Genomic DNA, 25,874 nt, shown 5'->3' with positions numbered 1-25,874 from the left:
CGTCGTGCGGCTCAGGCGAGAACATGCGATTGGCTTTGCATCGCTCGTTCAAGAAAATCGATGAACGCGCGCACCTTTGCATTCAAAGCCGATCGCTCGGTGACGCAGGCATAGATGTGCATCGGCTCAGGCTCCGCGCAAGCTGCGTTGCGACTGCCCGGCTCGAACAACGGTAGAAGGCGGCCGTTGTCGATCAATGGTTGAGCGATAAAGCTCGCCAGACGTGCGATCCCGCCGCTGTTTACAGCAATCTGCGCGATAGTATCGATGTCATCGCAGATGAAGCCCGGGTTGACTTTGGCCTCGAAGCGGCTGCCGTTGAGTACAAAGGTCCAGGGCAGAAAACGACCATCCGTTGGATAGCGAAAGACAAGGCAAGTGTGTTGCTTCAGCTCCTCAGGTGTTGTCGGTATGCCCGCGCGGTCGAGATACGCGGGCGCCGCGCAGAATACGAAAGGAAACGAAGCGATATGCCGGACAATGAGCTGATCGTTCAGTTGCGCTTCGATGCGGATACTGACGTCGACGCCCTCCAGCCGATGATCAACGCTGCGATCCGTATTGATCAGTTCGATGTCGATGCGCGGATAGGCGTCCTTGAACGCGGGCATTAATGGCGCGAGTACATGCCGACCAAATGCCGCGGTGGTGGCGATGCAAAGCGGCCCCTGCGGTTTGGTGGCGACCGTGGCAGCTTGCGAGGCGAGATCGATATCGCCCGGGATGTGGCGCACTTTCTCGAAATAGCGAGTGCCGCTTTCGGTGAGCGCCATTCTTCGGGTTGTACGAGAGAGCAGGCGCACGCCCAAGTGGGCTTCGAGTCGCGTGATGCTCTGGCTGACCGCTGCGGCGCTCATGCCTTGGGCACGGGCCGCCGCCGCGATGCTGCCGTTTTCTACCACACGGATATAGGTATTGATCAAACCAAGAATATCCATCGGGCCCTCATGCTCGATTCGTTGATTTTGCTTAAGAAAGATTCAAGCGCAACGCGTCTACCGGTGCGTTTGGCAGCTTGCTAGGTTAGCCGCTCTTTCGCCACTCAAGATTGACAAGGCTTAAATCGATGTCCGATAGAACAGCTAAAAATACCGTGCGTTTTCGCTTGCCTAAACATGCCACGCCTTACGTCTTTGCTCTTTACATGGCAACGATCATGGCGTTTCTCATGTGTCTCGTCATCACCCTAGCGGAATTCGGAATAGGTGAACATTACATGGAAAATGTGATGAATGCGTACCGGGTGGCAATGCCTTCGGCATTCATCTGCGTGCTCGTCGTGCGCCCATTGGTTGCCCGACTTGTGGCGTGGACCGTGCAGGGCCACTGAGGGAAAGTCACTGCCATAAGGAGGTGGAGCGCAAGTGATCGTATGACTATGGTTGAACCCGGTACCTTGCCGTCATACCGGGAAATTGAAGGTCCATCGGCCAGCGTTTCCCTGGTTCTCTTGATTTAATCCTGATATTGGCCGGTGTCTCCTTGAGACAGACGGCCATTTTTCAGATTGACAGCGGGGTAGGGGTATCGATATAAAAAGCACAGTTGTACGACGACAGACGATTAATCGGCTGCTCAACCCTTAACAATAAAAAAAGTGTCGGCCCCCATCATGAACTCAGCCTGTTTTCCCACCTCCCTAAACGCCCCTTCCAAAGATGCAATCCTGGCTGCCGGCATCTGCGCGCAGCACTCCGATTACATGCGCATCGTTGCACCTGATGATTACTCAAGTTAATCGCAAACACCCAGGAGTCTGAATGGCCTTGGCGCGGCCCCATCGCGTTGTGGCGATGCTCTACGACCCATTGATCTCGCTTAAAACCGAGACTTCATCACCCTAATCCAACAATAAAGTGATGCCATGAATCTGAACGAGCCCATCAATGCTCAGCGAATCGGCCAAGCCGTCGGCAACTATCGCTGGACTATCTGCGCGCTGTTGTTTTTTGCCACTACCGTCAATTACCTCGACCGCCAGGTATTGAGCCTGTTGGCGCCGGATCTATCGACGCAGTTTGGCTGGAGCAATAGCGATTACGCCAACATCGCCTCTGTTTTCCAGTTTGTGTACGCGATTTCCATGCTGTTCGCCGGTCGCGTGGTCGACAAGATCGGCACCAAGACCGCCTATGTGGTAGCGATCTGCATCTGGTCGACCGGCGCGATCATGCACGCCTTTGCGGTACCGATGGGTGAGGGGATAGGTGCCGTGAGCAGTGCGCTCGGCATTGCCATGATTCCGGTTTCGATCGCAGGCTTCATGGTGTCGCGCGCCGTGCTGGCGATAGGCGAAGCGGGCAACTTCCCGATCGCAATCAAGGCCACCGCAGAATACTTTCCGAAGAAAGAGCGTTCCTTCGCCACCGGCATTTTCAATTCCGGTGCCAATGTGGGCGCGATCCTGGCACCGATCTGCGTGCCGCTGATCGCCAGTCTGTGGGGCTGGGAAGCGGCTTTCATCGTGATCGGTATGTTGGGCTTCGTTTGGGTGGGCGTATGGATTGCGCTGTACGAGAAGCCGGAGCAGCAAAAACGCCTCTCGGCGCAGGAACTGGCCTACATCCGCAGCGACCAGGTCGTTCAGGCGGTTACTCGCCCGGTACCGGGTGTTGCCGACAAAAAAGTATCCTGGTTCAAATTGCTGACCTACCGCCAGACGTGGGCTTTTGCTTTCGGTAAATTCATGACCGACGGCGTGTGGTGGTTCTTCCTGTTTTGGCTTCCCACCTATTTGTCGGCGCAATACGGCATGAAAGGCCAGGCCATCGTGATGCCGCTGGCCGTGCTGTACAGCATGACCATGATCGGCAGTATCGGCGGCGGCTGGTTCCCCAGCTATTTCATGTCACGCGGTGACGCGCCGTATGACGGTCGCATGAAAGCCATGCTGGTAATCGCATTCTTTCCGTTGCTGGTGTTACTGGCGCAGCCATTGGGTTACATCAGTTTCTGGGTGCCGGTGCTGCTGATTGGCGTGGGCGCGTCGGCGCACCAGGCATGGTCGTGCAACATTTTCACCACGGTGTCTGACATGTTTCCGCAAAAATCCATCGCTTCGGTGGTCGGTATCGGCGGTTTGGCAGGTGGCTTGGGCGGCGTAGTGATGACCAAGATCGGCGGTTGGGTGATCGATCACTACAAACTGATCGGCGATATTCATACCGGCTACATGATCATGTTTGCCATTTGTGCGTTGGCCTATCTGGTGGCATGGAGCGTCATGAAGGCGCTGGTACCACGCCATAAGGAAATCACCGATCTGTAAACGGCTGGCACCCGTCAGCCAGCGAGGGCTACGCACTGCGACGCATTTTGTCGCAGTGCGTGACTTGACCGCCTTCCTCTGAGCCTCCGCCACCCATGTGGTCGACGAAGTCCGGCCTGTCGGTGCCGACTATCGGATTGCCATAAGCGAAGGAAGGCGCACGACGCGCCTGCCTGGCAATCCGCTATTTGGCCAATAACCTGCACCAGAAACCTCTCTCCAGCCCGTGATAAGGGCGACAGCACGTTATAGAGCATCCTGGCTTCGTCGCCGATCGCTTGCGCCCCTCACTGCCGGGTCGTTGTGGGGGAGGAGGCGATCCGGCCATTTGCTGCACACAGTCGTTCGGCATGATCTAAGCTCCAGAAGATGGTTTTTGCGAGCAGGGGTTTCAATGCGGAGCACACCTGAAAACAGCCTGAAAAATGCGTTGAAAGCCTGTAGAGACAGCTTTATTTCTGTTGGTTTTTTCAGCCTTTTCATCAACGCGCTCATGCTCGTTCCCACCTTCTATATGCTTCAGGTGTATGGGCGAGTGATGACCAGCGGAAGCCTGACAACCCTGGCAATGCTGACGCTGATCATGACCGGGCTGATCATCACGCTCGGCTCCCTGGAATGGATCCGTTCGCGCATCATGGTTCGGGTCAGTACCCGACTGGATGTGTTGCTGAGTCGCCAGGTCTATAAGGCCAGTTTCAAGCGGGCGCTGGACAGCGGTGGTATGGATGCCTCGGCCCAGTCGCTCAACGACCTGACGGGTTTGAGACAGTTTCTCTCCGGTAATGGGTTGTTCGCCTTTTTCGATGCGCCCTGGTTGCCTATCTACATCGCCGTGATGTTCATGTTTCACCCTTGGTTTGGCTGGGTAGCGACGGGCAGTGCGCTGCTGTTGTTAATGCTCGCGTTTATCAATGAGAGGCTGACGGGGCCGACGCTGGCCCAGGCGAACAAGGAACATATCGGCGCGACGCTCTACACCACAAAAAATCTGCGCAACGCTGAAGTCATCGAGTCCATGGGCATGCTTGAAACCCTGATGGACCGTTGGGGGCATCGTCAAAGAAACGTCCTGTTGCTGCAGGCCCAGGCGAGCGACAGAGGTGCCATAATCAGCACGCTTTCCAAGACCTTCCGGATCCTGGTGCAATCACTGATCCTTGGCCTGGGGGCCTACCTGGCCGTGGACCATCAAGTGGGGGCAGGCCTGGTGTTTGCCGGGGCCGTGCTGCTAGGGCGTGCATTGGCCCCCATCGATCTGATCATCGGCAGTTGGAGGGGCTTTATTGCGGCTCGCTCGCAATACGGTCGTCTCAACGACATCCTCGACAAACAACAGGCCCAGCCCGAGCGTATGTCATTGCCTGCGCCTCAGGGTCACGTGCAGGTGGAGAATCTGGTCGTATCGGCACCTGGTTCGAGAACCCCGATCATCAACAACATGAGTTTCAGCGTACCTGCCGGCTGCGTTGTCGGCATCATCGGTCCCAGTGCCGCGGGCAAATCGACCCTGGCCAGGGCATTGATGGGGGTATGGGCACCGCTGCAAGGCGTGGTCCGGCTCGATGGCGCGGACATCAGCGCGTGGGATAAAGATGAACTTGGACCGTATATAGGTTACTTGCCCCAGGACATTGAGCTGTTCGAAGGCAGCATCAGCGAGAACATTGCCCGCTTCGCCGAGGTCGACTCGGTAAAAGTCATTCAGGCTGCCAGGACCGCTGGCGTTCACGAAATGATTTTGCAATTGCCCGATGGCTACGACACGGTCATTGGCAGTGAAGGCCTCACGCTGTCGGGAGGGCAGCGCCAGCGCATCGGACTGGCCCGCGCCCTGTATGGCGACCCGCGACTGATTATTCTCGACGAGCCCAATTCCAATCTTGACGAAGTCGGCGATCGCGCCCTGGTGGCAGCCATCCAGCAGATCAAGCAGAGCGGCGCGACCCTGTTTGTCATTACCCACCGAACCAACATCGTGTCGCAACTGGACCGGCTCATGGTGATGAACGCAGGGGCTATCAGTCTTTATGGACCACGCGAGCAAGTGCTCGCCGAACTCGCGCAGAAACAGCAGGCACAAAAGCACGCCATGTCGGCAGGCGCCACCATGGCTTCGGTCAAAACCAGCAAGGGCGATGCCGATGAACCCTACGATGCCCAGTCGTCAAATTGAAAGCTTCGCCGGCCTGCCGATATCTGATCGTAAAGCACGCCGCCTGGGCATTGGTATTGTAGGGGTGACCTTCGGCCTGTTTGGCACCTGGGCGGCGCTCGCGCCCCTGGACGGTGCCGCTTTCGCGCCGGGGGTGGTCACCGTGCAGACTTACCGCAAAACGGTCCAGCATCCTGAAGGTGGCATCGTCAAAGAGGTACTGGTCCATGACGGTGACATCGTCAAGCGCGGTGATCCGCTGATCATTCTTGATGATGCCCAGTTGCGCTTCGAATACGAGATAAGCCGAGGCCAGTTGGTCGCGACAAGAGCCATGGAGGCAAGACTCAGGGCCGAACGCGACACACTGTCGGCGATCAGCTTTGGGGAGATAGCCGATCCGGACAGTCTGCGCGGAGTGGAGGCGCGTCAGGGCGAGACTCAGGTATTCAACGCCCGGCAGGGCTCGCGGCTGGGTCAGATCTCGGTGTTGCGCGAACGCATTGGCCAGTTGAGTCAACAGATCAAAGGACTGGAATCGATGATTGCTGCCAAGGTTCATCTGGAGAAATCCTACAGCGGTGAAATCGTTGAATTGACCGACCTGCTCAAGCAAGGGTTCGTTGACAAACAACGTCTGCTCGATCAGGAACGCAAGCTGGGGATGCTCAGGTCGGAGGTGGCTGATCACCGTTCCGCTATTAACAAGACCCGTCTACAGATCAACGAAACACAGTTGCAGATTCTGCAAATTGACAAGGATTTCAATACTGAGGTGGTCAAGGAGCTGGCCGAGGTACAGACCCGGATGTACGACCTGCAAGAGAAAACCTCGTCCCTGGAAGACCGGCTCAGTCGTATTGTCATCCGCGCACCCGACGCGGGCATGGTGATTGGCATGACCGTGCACACCATCGGTGGTGTGGTAAGCCCGGCGACGCCGCTGCTGGATATCGTTCCATCGGTTTCCGAGCTGGTCATAGAGGCCCAGGTGGCGCCGGTGGATATTGATCGTATCGGCATCGGCAAGCGGGCCGATATCCGTTTCGGCGCGTTCAAAAGCTCGACCACGCCGGTGATCGAAGGCGAGGTCAGCAGCGTATCGGCTGACCGGCTGGTCAACGAAAAGGCCGGGACGGCCTATTACCTGGCGCGGGTGCGGGTAACCGAGGAGGGCGTGCGCACCTTGGGTGAGCGCAAGCTGTTGCCGGGGATGCCGGCGGACGTATTAATCATCACCGGGCAACGCACGTTGTTGCAGTACTTGATGCAGCCTGCTCGCGATGCCATGGCTCAATCGATGATCGAGGAATGACCATGAGCGCGTCGGCAGTTCTGCTGGGCGGTGTGTTCATGCTTGCGGCGGGTACCGCTCTGGCGCAAACCATTGCGGCCACGCCGACCGGTGTCAGTGCCTCGACATTTTCCACCGACCTCATGCAGTTGTACCGTGAGTCGAGGCTGGAAGATCCGCGGGTATTGGCCTCCTATGCGCAAGCGCAGGCGGGTAAGGAGCATCAGCGCGAGGCTATGGGTGCGCTGTTCCCGCAGGTATCGCTCAACGCCGGGACGAATCGGATTCATCAGGAGAACGACCTGGTGCAGCGCAGTTACGATAGCGAAAATTACAGCCTCGTACTGCGTCAGTACCTCTACAACAAGACCGCGTGGGAGAACTACCAAAAATTCAAAAGCCTGGCCAGGCAATCCGAATCGCAAGCGCTGGATGCCCAGGCCGAGGCCACAGTGGACCTGGCGCAGCGTTACTTCACCGCGTTGGCGGCCGAAGATGAACTGGAGTTGGTGAGGGCGGAGCGTCGAACCACGCAAAAGAGTCTGGACCGAGTCAATGCGTTGTACGAGAAGCAGCTGGCAATGATTACTGATCAGCTCGACCTCAAGGCCCGGGTAGATTTGCTGGCAGCGCAGGAGCTGGATGCCCAGAACCAGGCCAGTATCAGTCGCGAGGCACTGGCGGAGATCGTCGGCCGGCCGGTCAAGGAGAAGCTCAACCGGATTCGCGATGACGTGCAACTGCGGGTTTCAGCGCAGAGCCTGGAATCCTGGGTGCGCGAGGGTATAGCGCTAAACCCGGCGCTCAAGGCCAACGAGAGCGGTGTGGAAGCCGCGGGCGCAGCCTTGCGCAGCGGCAAGGGCGGGCACTATCCGACCCTGAGCCTTACGCTCAGCGCGCAGCAGACCAACGAGGGCTACAACAATACCCTGGCGCCACGCACCGACAGTTATGTCGCCGGCATTGGCGTGCAGGTGCCGCTGTACAGCGGCGGCTCGACCTCGGCGCGGGTCCGTGGGCTCTATCAGGATCAGATTACCGCCGAGCAGGAACTGGAAGCGATCCGGCGCCGGGTGGTCAAGGAGATCACCAGCGCTTACCTGACCGCCAATTCGAGCGGAGAGAAGATCAGTGCGAGCCGAAATGCCCTGGCCTCGGCACAGCTGTCCAGAGTGGCCGCAGAGAAAGCGCTCGATTACGGAATGGTCAATGCCGTCGATGTACTGACCAGCGTACGCAACGAATTCCGGGCGCGTCGTGATCTGCTCAAGACACAGTACGAATTCGTCACGAATGTCCTCACGCTCAATCGTTGGGCGGGAAAGCTGCCTGCCGAAAGTGTCGAAAGCGTTAATGGCTGGTTGAGCTCCGGCAGCTCCAGCAAAAACCTCATATCCCCCTGATCCTGCCGCAACACCCACTGTATCGCCGATAAATTGACGTCAATGTCGCGGTTACGCCTGCGTGCAAACCATTTGTCGGTTAATTGACGATTTCGATCGGGGTCAGACCTTGATCGTAGTCGGCCAATGCAAACCTAAGATATTGATTTTAAAGGGATAAATGAGCGTTTTTGACAGCGGCCGGGCTACCCGCATGAGGCGTGAGTCGACGACTGGCGGATGGGTGTGCTGGCAGAGTGCTGGTCTGGCCTAGACTCAGTTGAACAGATCGAGGGAGCACATCAATCATGCGCAAGCTATTGATGATTATTCCTATTTATGTTGCCTCGATGGCTTTGCCCGGCTTTCGGAAACGCCCGCAACCCCTGCTTGTCGAACCAGTGGAAGGGGCCCAAAAAAATGAAGACCCGGGCAGGCACCGTTAAGGCCTGTCGGCGTTCGCATCTGTCCTTCGATCACGGTGGGCAGGTGAGCGAGCTGCTGATTCAGGAAGGCCAAGGGAGGGAGGTCATTAATTCTTCAAGGGAGTCAGGAAAATATGACGACCCACAAAAAAACAATACGAGTGATGCTGATCGATTGTCGTCCCCTCGTTCTCATGGGTCTTCAAGACTTGATCAATGCCAGGAAGCCTCAGATGGAAGTGAGCGGCCAGGCCACCACCTATACCAATGCGCTGGACCTTGCCGATCAGTTGCGTCCCGATGTCATTTTTTTCAGTTTCTTTCCGGATGCGCTGAACCCGCTGGCGGTCATCACGGGACTCGCCCGTAGCGCCGAAATGAAAGTGCTGGTGCTCAAGGGCCTGTACGAAACCATCCCTATTGCCCAGGCGATAGAAGCGGGCGCACGCGGCATCGTGATGGCAGAAGACTCGACGGAATCGATCATCCGCGCCATCGTCACGGTCCACCATCGCGACATCGGACTGAACAGATCCTGGGCCGTTGGGCTTTCCGGCTATGCCGCAACCGGGCATATACCCTTGAAATGCAATTCGGAGCGGGCGAAACTGGCGCGGCTGACGCTACGCGAGAGGGAACTGATTCGCGCCATCGTGGGGGATCCGTCCGCCAAATACATGTGCATCGCCGGGCGCTTGGGCATCAGCGAGCACACCGTGCACAACCACCTCAGCAACATCTATCAAAAGCTTGATCTCATCAACCGTATCGACTTGCTGATGTACGCGCAGAAGCACGGGCTCACTAACAACGAAGAACCGCCCGAGGCCACTTGGGTGGAATCGGACTGATTGGTGCGCGCCACGGTAAGGCGCACGCCGTCATCGGGCAGGGGACAAACGTGTCCTTGTGCGCCCGGCAAGCCCGGCAATAGCATCTGCCCGACCCAAAACACCCTGAACCAATAGTTTTGATGTGCTGCAGCAGCAGATGCTGTTTGCGGCGTGGATGTGCCTGGCGTCAGCGGCTTCGCACTGAACCCCGTCCAATGAAAACGGCCTGACCCCTTGTGGGAGCCAGGCCGTGGCCCTCAGTGGCGTTTAGACAATGTCAGTGAATGCGATGTCGGTCACACCGACCAACTGGATGATGTTGGTGATACCACTGCCGTCGCCGTCGAATGCCAGGTAGCCGTCGCCTCCAACGACGCCGAAGTAGTAGTCGATCGTGCCGTTCAGCGCGGTATCGGCGGCCGAGATGAATCCGGCCAGGTTGGCAGCGGGTGCCGACACTTCGGTGTAGTTCGATCCAGAACCTGCCGTCGTGAAGTTGAGCGTGTCGACGCCGGAGGCGAAGCCGCCGGAGATCACGGTTGTCGCCGCGGACAGCGCCCCATCGGTATCGGTATCCAGGCCGCTGAAGTCGAAGGTGTCCACACCCGCCCCACCGGTGAAGGTCTTGCCGCCGGCGATGGTCACGTCCAGCGTCTGGGTGCCGGTTGAATCACCGTCCGCATCCGTCACCACCACATCGAAGGTCAGGTGGGCGTTCGGTGTCGACGAGGTCACAAAGCCCATGTCGACGATCTTGACGACGTCGCTGTCCCATGAGCCTGCCTCGCCGGTCTCCAGGGGGTTGCTCTTGCCGCCCTCACCAGCCTCGTCCCCGAATGTCAACGTGGCATTGATGCTTGTTGCCCCGTTGACGCCGACATTGCCGTTGAGGTTGTACCCGGTCCCTGTGACACCCTCGGTCGAAACCAGCACCTGCAAGCCCTCGATCAAGTAGTTGTCGTCGCCAAAGTTGTAGTCATTGCTCTCGATGATCACCGCGCCGTCGTTCTGATCCAGCACGATCCCGTACGCTGCGGGATTCGCAATCGGATGGAAGTTATTGGCAGAAGTCGAGGCGGTTTTCAGGATGATGTCTTGGCTATCGACAATGATCGCCCGGGTGATATGTTGGTCGTCAGAATTGACCAGCTTCAGCACAATCACCAGGTCCTCGCTGCCGATGCCGTCGAACTTGAGGTAAATCCCCTTGCTCGTTTCTGTGGGCAATGCATTGGTGTTCCCGAGTGGATTGGCCGTGAAGAAGTCCAGATCCATCACCTCGCCTTTCTGGAGCGTGTCACCGGCCACGCCTGCTGCAGTCCCGGAAACACTCACCCAGGACGCCGCTGCAGAGAACAGCTCGTTGGGGGTGAAGGCGTTGTCGCCACCCGCTTTGATGTTGTCGGCTCCGGTTCCACCGCCTGCCTCGGCGAATCCAGTGAACTGCACGAAGAAATCGTCGGCCAGTTTGGCCACCGAGACCGGCGGTTGCTGGTTGATCGGCGTTGTGCCGTTGATCGCATAACCGGTAAAGCCCTGCGCGGTTGATGTCCTCAGGATGCTGAAGCTCTCAATCTCGTCAGTCAGGCTCAGCGTGTAAGTGTCGGCCACCTTGTTGAAAGTCAGTGTCCCGGTTGCGTTGGTGAGGGCGCCCTGAGTCGGGTTGTTGGACACATAAGTAAAGGCGATATTGAACACCGCACTCGTGTCACTCTCCGAGAACCAGGTCACCGACTTGTTGGTAATGGCGTTCGTTCCCACCGAGACGCCTGTCAGGCTCACGGACAAGTCGGCGTTCGTCGCGCTGTAGCTCAGCCGCTCGTCCGCGCCGATGTCGTAGGCAAAGACGCCGGTGCCACCGGGGGTCGGATTGCTGGAGTTCGCATAGACCAGGTTCGACTTGGCCGTTACGACCGGCGAGTCATCATCGACCGTGATCACCAGGCCGTTTGCGGCCGCCGTCACCGAGTCGCCGTCGAAGTCCGTGGCGTTGATCGCCGTGCCCAGCGCGATGCCCAGGTCATTCTCGGTGTTGTCGCCGGTCAACCCATCGAGGCTTGCATGGTCGAGCTGATCGACCAGCGTGAAGAGGTAGGCGCCCGACTCCGCATGGACGCTGAACGTGAACACCGTGTTCCCGGCCCCGGCCGAGGCCGTCAGCGTGTGGAGCTTCGTGCCCGCATCATAGGCGACCGCATAGGTCACTGTGACCCCGGCGCTCTTCAGACCCAGCGCCGTCAGGCCATTTGTCGTCAGCGAATAGCTCAGCGCCTCGTCCGCGCCGGACTGGAACAGCGTGCTCACAGTGCCGCTGGCCACCACTACTTGGTTGGCCACGTCGTCTATACCGCCCGCGATGCCATCGCCCCGGCCGGCGTCGGCCGTGCCTTCCACTACGCCGTCTTCGTCCACCGTGCCGGTGAGGGTCGCCAGCGTCGCGATCGGTGTGTCGTCGTCGACCGTGATCACCAGGCCGTTCGCGGCCGCCGTCACCGAGTCGCCGTCGAAGTCCGTGGCGTTGATCGCCGTACCCAGCGCGATGCTCAGGTCGTTCTCGGTGTTGTCGCCGGTCAACCCATCGAGGCTTGCATGGTCGAGCTGATCGACCAGCGTGAAGGTGTAGGCGCCCGTCGCCGCATGGACGCTGAACGTGAACACCGTGTTCCCGGCCCCGGCCGAGGCCGTCAGCGTGTGGGTGTTCGCGACCGCGTCATAGGCGACCGCATAGGTCACTGTTACGCCACCGCTCTTCAGACCCAGCGCTGTCAGGCCATTGGTCGTCAGCGAATAGCTCAGCGCCTCGTCCGCGCCGGACTGGAACAGCGTGCTCACAGTGCCGCTGGCCACCACTACTTGGTTGGCCACGTCGTCTATACCGCCGGCGATGCCATCGCCCGGGCCGTTGTCGGACGCGCCCTCGCGTACGCCGTCTTCGTCCACCGTGCCGGTGAGGGTCGCCACTGTCGCGATCGGTGTGTCGTCGTCGACCGTGATCACCAGGCCGTTCGCGGCCGCCGTCACGGTGTCGCCATCGAAGTCCGTGGCGTTGATCGCCGTGCCCAGCGCGATGCTCAGGTCGTTCTCGGTGTTGTCGCCGGTCAACCCATCGAGGCTTGCATGGTCGAGCTGATCGACCAGCGTGAAGGTGTAGGCGCCCGTCGCTCCATGGACGCTGAACGTGAACACCGTGTTCCCGGCCCCGGCCGAGGCCGTCAGCGTGTGGGTGTTCGCGAGCGCGTCATAGGCGACCGCATAGGTCACTGTTACGCCGCCGCTCTTCAGACCCAGTGCCGTCAGGCCATTGGTCGTCAGCGAATAGCTCAGCGCCTCGTCCGCGCCGGACTGGAACAGCGTGCTCACAGTGCCGCTGGCCACCACTACTTGGTTGGCCACGTCGTCCGTGCCGCCCGCGATGCCATCGCCCGGGCCGGCGTTGGCCGTGCCTTCCACTACGCCGTCTTCGTCCACCGTGCCGGCGAGGGTCGCCACTGTCGCGATTGGCGTGTCGTCGTCGACCGTGATCACCAGGCCGTTCGCGGCCGCCGTCACCGTGTCGCCATCGAAGTCCGTGGCGTTGATCGCCGTGCCTAGCGCGATGCTCAGGTCGTTCTCGGTGTTGTCGCCGGTCAACCCATCAAGGCTTGCATGGTCGAGCTGGTCGACCAGCGTGAAGGTGTAGGCGCCCGTCGCTCCATGGACGCTGAACGTGAACACCGTGTTCCCGGTCCCGGCCGAGGCCGTCAGCGTGTGGAGGTTGGTGCCCGCGTCATAGGCGACCGCATAGGTCACTGTCACGCCGCCGCTCTTCAGACCCAGCGCCGTCAGGCCATTGGTCGTCAGCGAATAGCTCAGCGCCTCGTCCGCGCCGGACTGGAACAGCGTGCTCACAGTGCCGCTGGCCACCACGGGTTCACTGGCCACGTCGTCTGTACCGCCCGCGATGCCATCACCCGGGCCGGCGTTGGCCGTGCCTTCCACTACGCCGTCTTCGTCCACCGTGCCAGTGAGGGTCGCCACTGTCGCGATCGGCGTGTCGTCGTCAACCGTGATCACCAGGCCGTTCGCGGCTGCCGTCACGGTGTCGCCGTCAGCGTCCGTGGCGTTGATCGCCGTGCCCAGCGCGATGCTCAGGTCGTTCTCGGTGTTGTCGCCGGTCAACCCATCAAGGCTTGCATGGTCGAGCTGATCGACCAGCGTGAAGGTGTAGGCGCCCGTCGCCGCATGGACGCTGAACGTGAACACCGTGTTCCCGGCCCCGGCCGAGGCCGTCAGCGTGTGGGTGTTGGTGCCCGCGTCATAGGCGACCGCATAGGTCACTGTCACGCCGCCGCTCTTCAGACCCAGCGCCGTCAGGCCATTGGTCGTCAGCGAATAGCTCAGCGGCTCGTCCGCGCCGGACGCGAACAGCGTGCTCACAGTGCCGCTGGCCACTACGGGTTCACTGGCCACGTCGCCCGTGCCGCCCGCGATGCCATCGCCCGGGCCGGCGTTGGCCGTGCCTTCCACTACGCCGTCTTCGTCCACGGTGCCGGCGAGGGTCGCCAGCGTCGCGGCCGGCCCATCGTCCTCGAAGTTCACCTGGCTACCGATTTCCTGGGGTACGGCCACGATATTGGGTAAATGGAAGCCGCCGATGTCGAAGGGGGAGTTGAGCTTCTGAGCCGCATTGCCGATGTTTTCGATCATCACGCGGTTGTGCAGTTCGCTGGTCGTGTATTCGAGCGAGTAGTTGGATTCAAATCCGGCAATCGTCGCGGTGCGATCGGCGCCCCCATTGCTGAGGGTGAATGTCACGCTGATGTTGCCTACCGTCGTGTTGGTGGTGACACCATCAAGGCCGGCGATGACATCGCCATTGGCATCGCGGACCGTGATGCTGGCGATGTAGCCCAGGTTGTCGTCCGCATCCAGGAGACCCTCAAAATAGCCAGTCGTCTCCTCGAAATCCGTGGTATAGACGCTGATCCTGGCCGTGGACGCCTTGGGTGGTGTCTGCTGTGCGATGACAAAGGTCGCCCCTGTCGCACCAAAGAGTCCTCCGAAGTCAATATTGCCTTCGACATTTGCCTCCGTTGGCGTCAGGTTGGGGACGGTGTAGAGCGCGTTCGGGTCGGTCACGAAGGTGAAAATCATCCCTTCACCGGGATTGACCGCCTGGTTGTTGGTGCCGATGGTCGTGCCGCCGCCACCCTGACTGGTGGAGACGTTGTCACCCACGTCTTTGCCAGCGGCGTCAACCCTATCCGGATCCATGCCGGTGACGACGAGTCCTACGTTCGAGCTGCCAGCTTTGAACATCAGGAAATCATTTTCCCCGGACGGCAAACCGGCGAAATCGAAGGCGGCGTCCTGGCTGGCGGTGGCCCAGAGGTGGTCTGTCATGTCGACCACGTCGTCGGGGTTGGAGGTATTCGGATGCTTGAGCGGCTCCTGCTGCACCATCCAGACCTTGGCGCCTGTTGCTGTCTCTTCCAGATAGGCGGCGAAAACGATAGTGCCGTTCGGATTTGCCACGTCGTCCTCGGGCGCGGCGGTAGCCCCCTCATTGCCCGTGCGGCCGAGGACGATGTTGTTGTTGGTGGAGTCCGTGTACAGGAAGATTCTCGTGCCGTCGAGGGTATAGAGACCGCTCCAGTCCGAACCGGCGTTTGCATTGGTCGGATCGCCGAGCGGTTTGCCCTGGGCATCGGTGAAGGCGAGATCGATGTAGTCATTGGTGATAGTTATCAGGTCGGCACCGGTGTTACCGGCGGCGCCGGAATAACCGCTCAGCGCCGTGTTTGCCGGGACGCCCGAAATCCCCAGCGCGAACAAACGAGACTCGAACGCGAAGGGAAGGTCGCCGGTGTCATCGGTACCATTGATAGCTGCAACGGTGATGTCGTTATCGTTACTGTCTTCCGGGATGCTGGGGGTGGCAGTGGCATTCTGCAAGTTGCCTGACTCATCAACCGTAATGCTGCCGCTCAAAATGATAGCCATGACTCTCTCCTGACTAGTTCCGGTCATTGAGGCTGACCGAGGACCTTTGGTCGCAACTATGGCTAAGCGCCAGGGATTGCGCATCGACCGATACTCCCAAGCAGGCTGGGAGTTTCAGACTACTTGGGAGGGGGAGACGGGATGAGGACACGAAGAAGTGACACTGAATATCCCGTTTGTGAATGAGGACATGCCGCTGGCGCTGAAGGCCGCCCGGACTTTAACCGCCAGCGCGTTGAGCTGAATCTGAGCCAGCTCAGGCGATCGTGTGCGGGGGGCAGCTTTTTTTGACGGAGGTACACGAAGTCCTGCTTGCCGAAGCGCCCGTCCGCCTTGCTATTGGACGTCAGCGGTTTAGGAATATACGTGGTGATGCAGGACTGTTCACAGGCGAGAATTTCTTCGCCACTGAAATAGCCACGCCCTGCGATACACCTTCGCCAGTGACTTCATGTAGGGCTTTTTGAGAGGGGCCAGTGGGCTTTGCGGCTATGCCGCGATCGGGCATATACCCTTGAAATGCAATTTGGCACCAACAACGGACAACCGCCCGAGTCCACTTGGCGTTGGCTCAGGAGCGAAACGCCCCAAATAAAAACGGCCTGACCCCTTGTGGGAACCAGGCCGTGTGCCCGCAGCTGCCTTCAGACAATGTCAGTGCTTGCGATATCAGTCACACCAACCAATTGGATGATGGTGGTGATGCCATTGCCGTCGGCGTCAAATGCCAGGTAGCCGTCGCCTCCAACGACGCCGAAGTAGTAGTCCTTCGTGCCGTCCAGCGCGATATCGGCGGCGGCTGTGAACGTCGCCAGGTTGGTGACCGGTGCCAGCACTTCGGTGTAGTTCGTCACCGAACCCACCGCCGTAAAGTCCAGCTTGTCAGTGCCTGTGACAAAGCCACCATCGATGACAGTCAAGACCATGGAGAGCAGCCCGTCGACGTCGCTGTCGGCGATCACGAACGTGTCCGCTCCCGTTGAGGCCGTCACGCGGTTGTCGCCAACGATCGTTACGTCCAGGGTGTGCGTGGCCGTCGCATCACCGTCGGCATCCGCCAGCACCACATCGAAGGTCAGGTGGGCGTCCGGTGTCGAAGTGGCCACGAAGCCGATGTTGACGATCTTGATGGGTTCGTTATTCCCCTCAGTCGTGGCGCCGCCGAAAGCTATCTGGCCATCGGGTGTTGCGCCCTCGATCCCCGGAGTCGCAGGATTGTCGATGGCCCCATTGAGTTGGTACCCGGTTCCGCTTGTGCCTTGGGTCGATGTCACCACTTGCGCGCCTTGGATCGAGAAGTGTTCTCCAGCGAAGTTGTAGTCATTGCTCTCGAAGACCACGATGCCGTTTTGTGCCTTGGCCACGAAGCCGTAGGTGGGCACACTGTCATTGAGAACGTCGTCATTACCGTTTGAGTTTCCAACAATGAAGGTCCGATTGATGGTTGCCCCGGAAATGTCATCAACCAGCTTCAAGACCACCAGCATGTCTTTGCCGGCGCCAATACCGGCCTGTGTGAACTCGATAAAGATCGCCTTGCTCGTGGCCTTTTCCACGGCAGAATTGGTGAACCCTTCGGGATTACTCTTGAAAAAGTCCAGGTCAATCACTTCGTCCGATTGGAGCGTGTCGCTGGCAGCGCCAATCGAACTCGATGAGACCGTGACATACCGTCGATCATTCGAGAACAAGCCTGTGTTGGTGTCGTAAGCGAAGGTTTGGGCCGTCCCGTTGTTCACGCCAAATCCCTCGAACTGCACGAAGAAGTCGCTGGCCAGCGTCATCACCGAGACCGGCGGATTCGACCCCACGATCGTGGCTGAGTCGAGCGCATAGCCCTTAAGGGGGTTTCCAGGCGTCGAGGTGTTCAGGATGCTGAAGCTCTCAATCTCCTGAGCCAGCTTCAAGGTATAGGTGTCAGCCACCTTGTCAAAGATCAGCGTGCCGGTGGCGTTGGTGGTCGCTCCCTGAGCCGGATTGTTGGACACGTAGGTGAAGCCGACGTTGAACACCGCCTGGTTATCATTCTCCGAGACCCAAGTCACCGATTTGTTGGTGATGGCGTTCGAACCCACCGTGACACCTGTGAGGGCCACGGACAGGAAGTCGGAGTTCGGCGCACTGTAAGGCGTCACATGCTTGTCCGCGCCAATCGAGTAAGCGAAGACGCCCGTTCCCCCGACATCCGTCAAAGACGCCCCGTTGCTGCTGTTCGCGTAGACCAGACTCGACTTGGCCGTCACGACCGGGGTGTCGTCATCGACGTTGATCCCCAGCGTGCCATCGGCGGTATCGCCATCACCATCGGTCACCCGGTAGTTGATGGTGAACGCCTGGTTGTTCTCGTTCAGGCCCGCCACATGAAGGATCGGGTTGTTTTGCACCACCGTGTAGGCGCCCGTTGCCGCGACCATCGTCAGCGTCAGCACCGTGGTGGTGCCTTGTTTGACCAACAGACTGGTGCCATCGGCTACGTAGCTGAAGCCTGAGGGCGCGCCGCTGGTCAGATAGGCCACTGTGCCGGCCCCGTCCTGCCCAAAGTCGTGGCCCAGAGTGCCGCTTGTGTTAGCCGCGTCTGCATCGTCGTCCGTGCCGCCAGGATTGCCACCCGTGAGCGCATCGTCGTCGAGCAGCACCGTGTTGTTGGCTGAAGTCGCAGGCCCGTCATCCTGGAACGTCAGCGCCGAGAACAGATTCGGTGTGACATTGGAATTGACCAGGCGGAAGCCACCAATGTCGAAGGGGGCGTCGAAGTTGGTGTCGGTCGAGCCGATGTTGTCGATCAGCGCCCGAGTGTGTGGACCGTCGGTGTTGTAGGCGATCAGGTCGTCGGCTTCCAGGCCTTTGATCACCACGGTGTTGGTGGAGAACGTGACCGTGATGCCGCTCAGCGTGGTGGGAGTCGTTCCGATAGCGCCCTTGTCAAACACCAGGGTCTCACCCGGAACCGCATTCTTGCCGTGCCCGGTGGGCTGGGTCGTGATGGTGACCTTGTTGACCTCAACCGCCGTGTTGGTGTGCAGGTTGTCGATGAAAGTAATACCTGGATTGAAAGGCGTTGTGTAGGCGCTGATCTCCAGCGTGGATTTATCGCCCGAGGCCGATTGGACAACGGAAAAACTGGCCCCATTGGTGCCGTAGAGCGAGGTGAAGTCGATGTTGGCCTCCACGTCCGCTTCGTTCTGGTCCAGGTTGGGAACCGTGAAGTTGGTGTTGGCCCCCTTCGCGAAGGTGAAGTACAAGCCGGAGCCTTCCACGATTTGCTGGCTGTTGGTGCCCAGGGTGGTGGGGCCGCCGCCCTGGCCGGTGTTGACGGTGTCGCCGGCGGTGATGGCCGGAGCATTAGGGTCGGACTGGTTGACCGGGTTCTTGCCGGTGACGATGATCACCGCGTCGGTCGGGCTGGGGGTTCCATCGCCGTACATCAGGAACAGGTTCTGGCCTGAAGGCGCGCCTGCCAGCGAGAAGTCACTTTGATTGCTGACCGATACATGGAGGTTGTACAGGCTCAAGGCGTCGTCGGGGTTGGTGGTAATCGGGTGCTTGATTTCCTCGTACTGCACCAGCCAGACCTTGGAGCCCACGGCGTTCAGATCGGAGGTCTGGACGGCACCGGAAGCGTCCGTGGGTTGCAGGTACGCGGCGAAGACGACGTCGCCCGACGGGTCTGCCACATACTCACTGCCATTCCAAAAGCCTTTGCGGCCGAAAACGGCGTTGTTCTCATCAATGCCCAGGTCGGCGCCCGTATAGCTATAAAGGAAAATTTTCGTGCCGTCGACGGTCAGCAGAGGGACGCCTGGCGCAGACAGTGCCTCTTCCCCAAGCAGCGGACCACCCGTGGAATTGGTGAAGGCCAGATCGGTGACATCGTCCCCGAAACCGCTGAGCATGGAACTGCCATCAGGGTCGGCGGAAGTGCCGTTACTCACGGCTACGGTGACGTTGACTCCAGAGAGATCCTGCACCACCACGGCATTCAAAAGCGTGTCGAATGCAGTTACGCCGGTGTTGAGGAAGCCCAGACCATCTGCAACGTCGTTGCCTGTGATGTCACTGCCGCCGGCCGTCGCGTTCTGCTTACCCAACGTCTCGTCAATGATCAATGTTCCGGTGATGGTGATAGCCATGATCTACTCCCGAAAAATTCCGGTCATCGAGGCCTGACCGGTGACCTTTGGTTGCAACTATGGATAAACGCCGGGGATTGCACATCGGCCGATGCTCCCAGACGGGTTGGGAGTTTCAGACTACTTGGGAGGGGTAAATGGGATGAGGACGCGAAGAAGTGACGGCGAAAATCCGTTCCTGGCGCAGGGTGCTCAGGTTGATGGTGATGTCGTTCTCGTTGTTTCCTGACGCGTGGACGTGTATGTACGCCGCCGCGTTTAAGCCTTGTGGTGCTCGAGAGCCCACAGCGAATGCGACCCGTGCGGATCTCATATTAGAGCTACAAAAAACAATGCGAGGGTGGTTTGCGCCACCCTCGCATTCTTTTACGCGCGTTTCTCAGACGCTGCCATAAACAATGTCGCTACTCAGAAGATCGACCCCGACCAAGGTGATGGTCGTGACTTGTCCGCCCGTTTCGGCAACCGTCACGATGCTGTCTGCACCGCTGATGTCGATCGATTGGACAACCGCGCTCTGGTCGCCGTTGAGTACCAGTGTGTCTCGCAGGCTTGCGTTCGCATCGAAGCCGGTAACCTGGTACTGGTTCTCATCGACTGACAAATCGATGTTGAAGGCATCACGTTCACCGCCCGTGCCCACCAGCGAGAAGTCGAAGGTGCCGGACAGGTCGTTGGCGAACAGGTTGGCGTCGAACGTACTCGTCGCCGAGTCCCCATCCTTGTCGGTCAGCGTCGCGTTGAACGTCAGCTGGACATCACTGGCCAGGCTCTCGGTCTCGTGGATGAACTGGATCGTCGGGATCTTGATCTCGCCTCGGGCCATCGTGAGCTGAACAGCGTCGATCAGATTCGTGCCATCGCTCTCAATGAGGAAGGATACCTGTCCGCCTGCCTCCGGAGTCAGGGTGTTCACTTCGATGAGATTCGAGAACGTGCCATCCTCGTAGAAGGCCCTGTAGTACAGGTCCTCGGTCGCCGTGTTGTAACCTCCCACGGAGTTGTCGATGAAGACCCTCATGCCCGTCAGCAAGCTCTCCGGATTGACGACGAAACTTTCATCGGCAGCGCCGATTGCCGCCAGGTTGTCTCCCTGGAACAGGTTATTGGCGACGCCGATGCCGGCGGTGCTGACGTTCATGGCCCTCGGGTCGATGTACGAGGGCAGGGGGTTGGTCTGTAGCGTGGCTTCGGTGGGGTCGGGCGCTCCAAGCCCGATACCGGTCAGGATGTCCGAAGTCGACGCAAGCGCCTTCGCGGTAAAGAACACAACCTCCTCAGATGGCGAAGGAATAGTCGGCGGATCCTGCTCTGGAATTAACAATGTGCGCACTGGGTCCGGACCGCCGGCACCGAGCGCGCCGTCGGCAGTGCTGAGCACGATCTCTGAACTGAAGCCTTGCACCAGATCCAGTGCATAGCGGCCATCGGCATAGGCGGTCAGCGTGTAGTCGACGCTGGTGTCCGCCGTTGCGGCGTTGTTGTCGAAATCACCGGTCAACGTCCCTGCAAACTGGTATGCGCCATTGCCGTCGGGTGAGGGCGACTGCTCGGTGAGCGTTGCGGTCCCGGTGGTGGTCGTGTTGTCTGGCCTGACGAGGGTGAACTGGCTATTCACCGAGATATCCAGACCCGCCGCACCCAGCCCGTCGGCGCCCGCCGAATGGTCCCAGAAGCCGAATTGCGGCAGGACGCTACCGGTGCCGATCAGGTTGCCGAATGCAAGTGACGGGCCGTCGTCTTCGAACACCAGGTTCTGCCCGATATTGAGGGTCGCCTGGGCTCTGTCGCCGTCCTTGTCGGTGATGGTCCCTATCAGCGTCACCAGATTGTCCGCCGACAGCGTCGTCGAATCATCAGGATTGGTCGCATCGGGATGCACCACCGCGCGCAGCTGGTCGAGGGTGACGTCACCGTTGGCGGCGACGCTGACCGTGAACACCAGCAGGTTGGTGGTGGCCGTGCGGCCTTCGACCACGGTGCCGTTGAGCGACAGGTTGACCGCTTCGCCGGTGGCCGTGTCGGTCAGCCCGGAAGCACCGGCGGTCATGCCCAACGCATAGGTCAGCGTGCCGGCGCCATCAGCGCCAAACGCCGAGCTGAAGTTGGCGGTAAAGCTCTGGGTGGCGTCGGTTGTCAGCACCGTTTCGTCTACTGTCAGTATTGGCTCCGTGCCGGTGGTGTGGATGCTCGGTCCGTCGTCCTCGAACACCAGGTTCTGGCCGATGTTAAGGGTTGCCTGGGCACTGTCACCGTCCTTGTCGGTGATGGTTGCCGTCAGGGTTACCAGATCGTCCGAGGTCAGGCTCGTCGCATCATCGGGATCGGTGGCATCGGGATGCACCACGGCGCGCAGCTGATCGAGGGTGACGTCACCGTTGGCGGCGACGCTGACCGTGAACACCAGCAGGTTGGTGGTGGCTGTGCGGCCTTCTACTACACCGCCGTTGAGCGACAGGTTCACTGCCTCGCCGGTGGCCGTGTCGGTCAGTCCGGAAGGGCCGGCCGTCATGCCCAACGCATAGGTCAGCGTGCCCGCGCCATCAGCACCAAACGCCGAGCTGAAGTTGGCGGTAAAGCTCTGGGTGGCGTCGGTCGCCAGTACCGTTTCGTCTACCGTCAGTATTGGCTCCGTGCCGGTAGTGTGGATGCTCGGTCCGTCGTCCTCGAACACCAGGTTCTGGCCGATGTTGAGGGTCGCCTGGGCACTGTCACCGTCCTTGTCAGTGATAGTTGCCGTCAGGGTGACCAGATCGTCCGAGGTCAGGCTTGTCGCATCATCGGGATCGGTGGCATCGGGATGCACCACCGCGCGCAGCTGGTCGAGGGTGACGTCACCGTTGGCGGCGACGCTGACCGTGAACACCAGCAGGTTGGTGGTGGCCGTGCGGCCTTCGACTACACCGCCGTTAAGCGACAGGTTCACCGCTTCGCCGGTGGCCGTGTCGGTCAGCCCGGAAGCACCGGCGGTCATGCCCAGCGCATAGGTCAGCGTACCCGCGCCATCAGCGCCAAACGCCGAGCTGAAGTTGGCGGTAAAGCTCTGGGTGGCGTCGGTTGTCAGGACCGTTTCGTCTACCGTCAGCGTCGGTTCGTCGCCGGTGGTGTGGATGCTTGGTCCGTCGTCCTCGAACACCAGGTTCTGGCCGATGTTGAGGGTCGCCTGGGCACTGTCGCCGTCCTTGTCAGTGATGGTTGCCGTCAGCGTGACCAGATCGTCCGAGCTCAGGCTCGTCGCATCATCAGGGTTGGTGGCATCGGGATGCACCACGGCGCGCAGCTGGTCGAGGGTGACGTCACCATTGGCGGCGACGCTGACCGTGAACACCAGCAGGTTGGTGGTGGCCGTGCGGCCTTCGACTACACCGCCGTTGAGCGACAGGTTGACCGCCTCGCCGGTGGCCGTATCGGTCAGCCCGGAAGCACCGGCCGTCATGCCCAACGCATAGGTCAGCGTACCGGCGCCATCAGCGCCAAACGCCGAGCTGAAGTTGGCGGTAAAGCTCTGGGTGGCGTCGGTTGTCAGCACCGTTTCGTCTACCGTCAGCGTCGGTTCGTCGCCGGTGGTGTGGATGCTTGGTCCGTCGTCCTCGAACACCAGGTTCTGGCCGATGTTGAGGGTCGCCTGGGCACTGTCACCGTCCTTGTCAGTGATGGTTGCCGTCAGGGTGACCAGATCGTCCGAGCTCAGGCTCGTTGCATCATCGGGATCGGTGGCATCGGGATGCACCACCGCGCGCAGCTGGTCGAGGGTGACGTCACCGTTGGCGGCGACGCTGACCGTGAACACCAGCAGGTTGGTGGTGGCCGTGCGGCCTTCGACTACACCGCCGTTAAGCGACAGGTTGACTGCCTCGCCGGTGGCCGTATCGGTCAGCCCGGAAGCACCGGCCGTCATGCCCAACGCATAGGTCAGCGTGCCGGCGCCATCAGCACCAAACGCCGAGCTGAAGTTGGCGGTAAAGCTCTGGGTGGCGTCGGTTGTCAGCACCGTTTCGTCTACTGTCAGTATTGGCTCGGTGCCGGTGGTGTGGATGCTCGGTCCATCGTCCTCGAACACCAGATTCTGGCCGATGTTGAGGGTCGCCTGGGCACTGTCGCCGTCCTTGTCGGTGATGGTTGCTGTCAGGGTTACCAGATCGTCCGAGGTCAGGCTCGTCGCGTCATCGGGATCGGTGGTGTCGGGATGCACCACGGCGCGCAGCTGGTCGAGGGTGACGTCACCGTTGGCGGCGACGCTGACCGTGAATACCAGCAGGTTGGTGGTGGCCGTGCGGCCTTCGACTACACCGCCGTTGAGCGACAGGTTCACTGCCTCACCGGTGGCGGTGTCGGTCAGTCCGGAAGGGCCGGCCGTCATGCCCAACGCATAGGTCAGCGTACCGGCGCCATCAGCGCCAAACGCCGAGCTGAAGTTGGCGGTAAAGCTCTGGGTGGCGTCGGTTGTCAGCACCGTTTCGTCTACCGTCAGCGTCGGTTCGTCGCCGGTGGTGCTGATGCTCGGTCCATCGTCCTCGAACACCAGGTTCTGGCCGATGTTGAGGGTTGCCTGGGCACTGTCACCGTCCTTGTCGGTGATGGTTGCCGTCAGGGTCACCAGATCGTCCGAGCTCAGGCTCGTCGCATCATCGGGATCGGTGGCATCGGGATGCACCACGGCGCGCAGCTGGTCGAGGGTGACGTCACCGTTGGCGGCGACGGTGACCGTGAACACCAGCAGGTTGGTGGTGGCCGTGCGGCCTTCGACCACGGTGCCGTTAAGCGACAGGTTCACCGCTTCGCCGGTGGCCGTGTCGGTCAGTCCGGAAGGGCCGGCCGTCATGCCCAACGCATAGGTCAGCGTGCCCGCGCCATCAGCACCAAACGCCGAGCTGAAGTTGGCGGTAAAGCTCTGGGTGGCGTCGGTCGCCAGCACCGTTTCGTCGACCGTCAGTATTGGTTCCGTGCCGGTGGCGCTGACGCTTGGTCCGTCGTCTTCGAAGTTCATCTTGGAGCCGATTTCGGCGATCGTAGTAGAGGTATCGCGCAGCGTGAAGCCACCGATATCAAAATCGGCGTGGTCATTGCCCCTGGCGTCGACGGCCGCCCCGTTCTCGATGAGTACGCGGTTGTGATCCGCCGTTGTGGTGTACTCAATCTGGTAGCCGGCCAGAACGCCGGTGATGGTTGCAACCCCACCAGAAAAGCTGATGTTAATGGCCGGATCATTCACCGAACCGTCTGAATTCTCGATCACCTGCCCGGTGCTGATGTTGGTGACGAGCACATTGGTGATGGCAACCGCCGTATCACCTGTATAGCCGTTGACGAAGTTCACGCCAGGTTCAGCAGCGGTGTTGAATGCGCTGATTTTGACCACCGCACTCTTGCCGCCTTGCAACTGCACGACGTCGAAACTGGCCGACGTCGAATTGAAGACGCCGGTAAAGTCGATGTTGGATTCAACATCTGCTTCGGTCTGACTCAGGTTGGGAACGGTCACATCCTGCCTGGCGCCCGTGACGAACGTAAAGCGGATGCCTTCCTGTTCCACAATCATTTGGTTGTTGGTGCCGATGGTGGTCGGGCCACCACCCTGGCTGGTATTGATCGTGTCGCCAGTGTTTATATTGGCGCCGCTCGATTGGTCTGCGGGGTTCTTGCCGGTGGCGATGATGGTGGTATCGGTGATCCGCACGACACCATCGATCGTTTCAGTTGTCGGGTTCGCTTTCGTGAACATCAAAAAGAGGTTCTGACCGGAGGGCGCACCGGCGAGACTGAATCCCTGGTCCTGAGTAGCTCCGATGAACACCTTATCCAGCAGATTGAGCGAATCATCGGGGTTTGTAGCATCTGGATGCTTGAGCGGTTGGTATTCCACGGTCCAGATCTTGCCGCCGGTGACCGGCGATCCGGTTTCTTCGATGTAGGCCGCGAACACGATGGCGCCATTTGCACCCCCGGCTCGGCCCAGAAGAATGTTGTTGTTCGTATCGGTATAGAGAAGGATGCTGGTGCCATCGAGGGTATCCAGTCCGCTGTCCACGCCATTAAGCGGTGCACCAGCGCTGTCGACGAAGCTGATGTCGCTAATGCTTCCTCCACCCGTGATGGTGAACGCATTGCTGCCCGTGTCGCCCACGGCACCGGTATAGCCACTCAAGGCCGCACCCGTTGCAGTACCGGCACCCAGTGCGGTCAAACGGGTAGAGAAGGAAGCGGGCAGGGATGCCACCAGAATGTCGTTGTCGTCAGCGTCTCCTGCAGGGGTTGGCGTGGCGGTGGCGTTCTGTAACCCGGCCGTCTCGTCCAGCACAACGTCCTCGCCTGTGATTGCAATAGCCATGATTTTTCTCCCGAGCAATTGCGGTCATTGAGGTCTGACCATTGACCTCTACAACTATGACTAAGCGCCGGAAATTG

General features: G+C 59.9%; 10 protein-coding genes and 1 pseudogene. 6 read left to right on the top strand and 5 right to left on the bottom strand.

Features of this window, described 5'->3' with window-relative positions; all coding sequences use genetic code 11:
* Window positions 1-11 precede the first annotated feature (11 nt).
* Window positions 12-938, bottom strand: a complete 927-nt coding sequence (locus KW837_RS07545; RefSeq protein ID WP_218395083.1) for a LysR family transcriptional regulator — start codon at window positions 936-938, stop codon at window positions 12-14.
* A 128-nt stretch (window positions 939-1,066) separates the two neighbouring features.
* On the opposite strand from KW837_RS07545, the gene KW837_RS07540 reads away from it, so the two are divergent.
* From KW837_RS07540 to KW837_RS07515, 6 genes are all read left to right on the top strand, one after another.
* Window positions 1,067-1,330, top strand: a complete 264-nt coding sequence (locus tag KW837_RS07540; RefSeq protein ID WP_123494915.1) for a DUF2798 domain-containing protein — start codon at window positions 1,067-1,069, stop codon at window positions 1,328-1,330.
* 534 nt (window positions 1,331-1,864) lie between these two features.
* On the top strand, window positions 1,865-3,268 hold the full coding sequence (locus KW837_RS07535; protein ID WP_218395082.1) for an MFS transporter: 1,404 nt from the start codon (window positions 1,865-1,867) through the stop codon (window positions 3,266-3,268).
* Between the two features lie 394 nt (window positions 3,269-3,662).
* Complete coding sequence (locus KW837_RS07530; RefSeq protein ID WP_218395081.1) at window positions 3,663-5,444, top strand: type I secretion system permease/ATPase; 1,782 nt, start codon at window positions 3,663-3,665, stop codon at window positions 5,442-5,444.
* A complete protein-coding gene (locus KW837_RS07525) occupies window positions 5,425-6,738 on the top strand; it encodes an HlyD family type I secretion periplasmic adaptor subunit (RefSeq protein ID WP_218395080.1) in 1,314 nt (437 codons plus the stop codon). The genes KW837_RS07530 and KW837_RS07525 overlap by 20 nt, the downstream gene beginning before the upstream one ends.
* A 2-nt stretch (window positions 6,739-6,740) precedes the next feature.
* On the top strand, window positions 6,741-8,120 hold the full coding sequence (locus tag KW837_RS07520) for a TolC family outer membrane protein (RefSeq protein WP_218395079.1): 1,380 nt from the start codon (window positions 6,741-6,743) through the stop codon (window positions 8,118-8,120).
* A gap of 538 nt (window positions 8,121-8,658) precedes the next feature.
* Complete coding sequence (locus KW837_RS07515) at window positions 8,659-9,375, top strand: LuxR C-terminal-related transcriptional regulator (protein ID WP_218395078.1); 717 nt, start codon at window positions 8,659-8,661, stop codon at window positions 9,373-9,375.
* Window positions 9,376-9,624: 249 nt separating this feature from the next.
* On the opposite strand, the gene KW837_RS28725 is transcribed toward KW837_RS07515, so the two are convergent.
* From KW837_RS28725 to KW837_RS07495, 4 genes and pseudogenes are all read right to left on the bottom strand, one after another.
* Window positions 9,625-15,339 carry a DUF5801 repeats-in-toxin domain-containing protein gene (locus KW837_RS28725; RefSeq protein ID WP_256348549.1) on the bottom strand — a complete coding sequence of 1,905 codons (5,715 nt, stop codon included), beginning with the start codon at window positions 15,337-15,339 and terminating at the stop codon, window positions 9,625-9,627.
* A 284-nt stretch (window positions 15,340-15,623) separates the two neighbouring features.
* A pseudogene (locus KW837_RS28720) lies at window positions 15,624-15,770 on the bottom strand (IS5/IS1182 family transposase); the annotation flags it as partial.
* A 213-nt stretch (window positions 15,771-15,983) separates the two neighbouring features.
* Window positions 15,984-19,469: a DUF5801 repeats-in-toxin domain-containing protein gene (locus tag KW837_RS07500; RefSeq protein ID WP_218395077.1), complete on the bottom strand. Its 3,486-nt coding sequence runs from the start codon at window positions 19,467-19,469 to the stop codon at window positions 15,984-15,986.
* Between the two features lie 379 nt (window positions 19,470-19,848).
* Window positions 19,849-25,797 (bottom strand): DUF5801 repeats-in-toxin domain-containing protein, encoded by a 5,949-nt coding sequence (locus KW837_RS07495; RefSeq protein ID WP_256348548.1) that lies wholly within the window; start codon window positions 25,795-25,797, stop codon window positions 19,849-19,851.
* Window positions 25,798-25,874: the final 77 nt, after the last annotated feature.

This window comes from Pseudomonas sp. PDM24, assembly GCF_019218905.1.
GTDB lineage: Bacteria > Pseudomonadota > Gammaproteobacteria > Pseudomonadales > Pseudomonadaceae > Aquipseudomonas.
The sequence above is the reverse complement of the archived record's forward strand: the minus strand, read 5'-3'. Positions and strand labels throughout refer to the sequence as shown.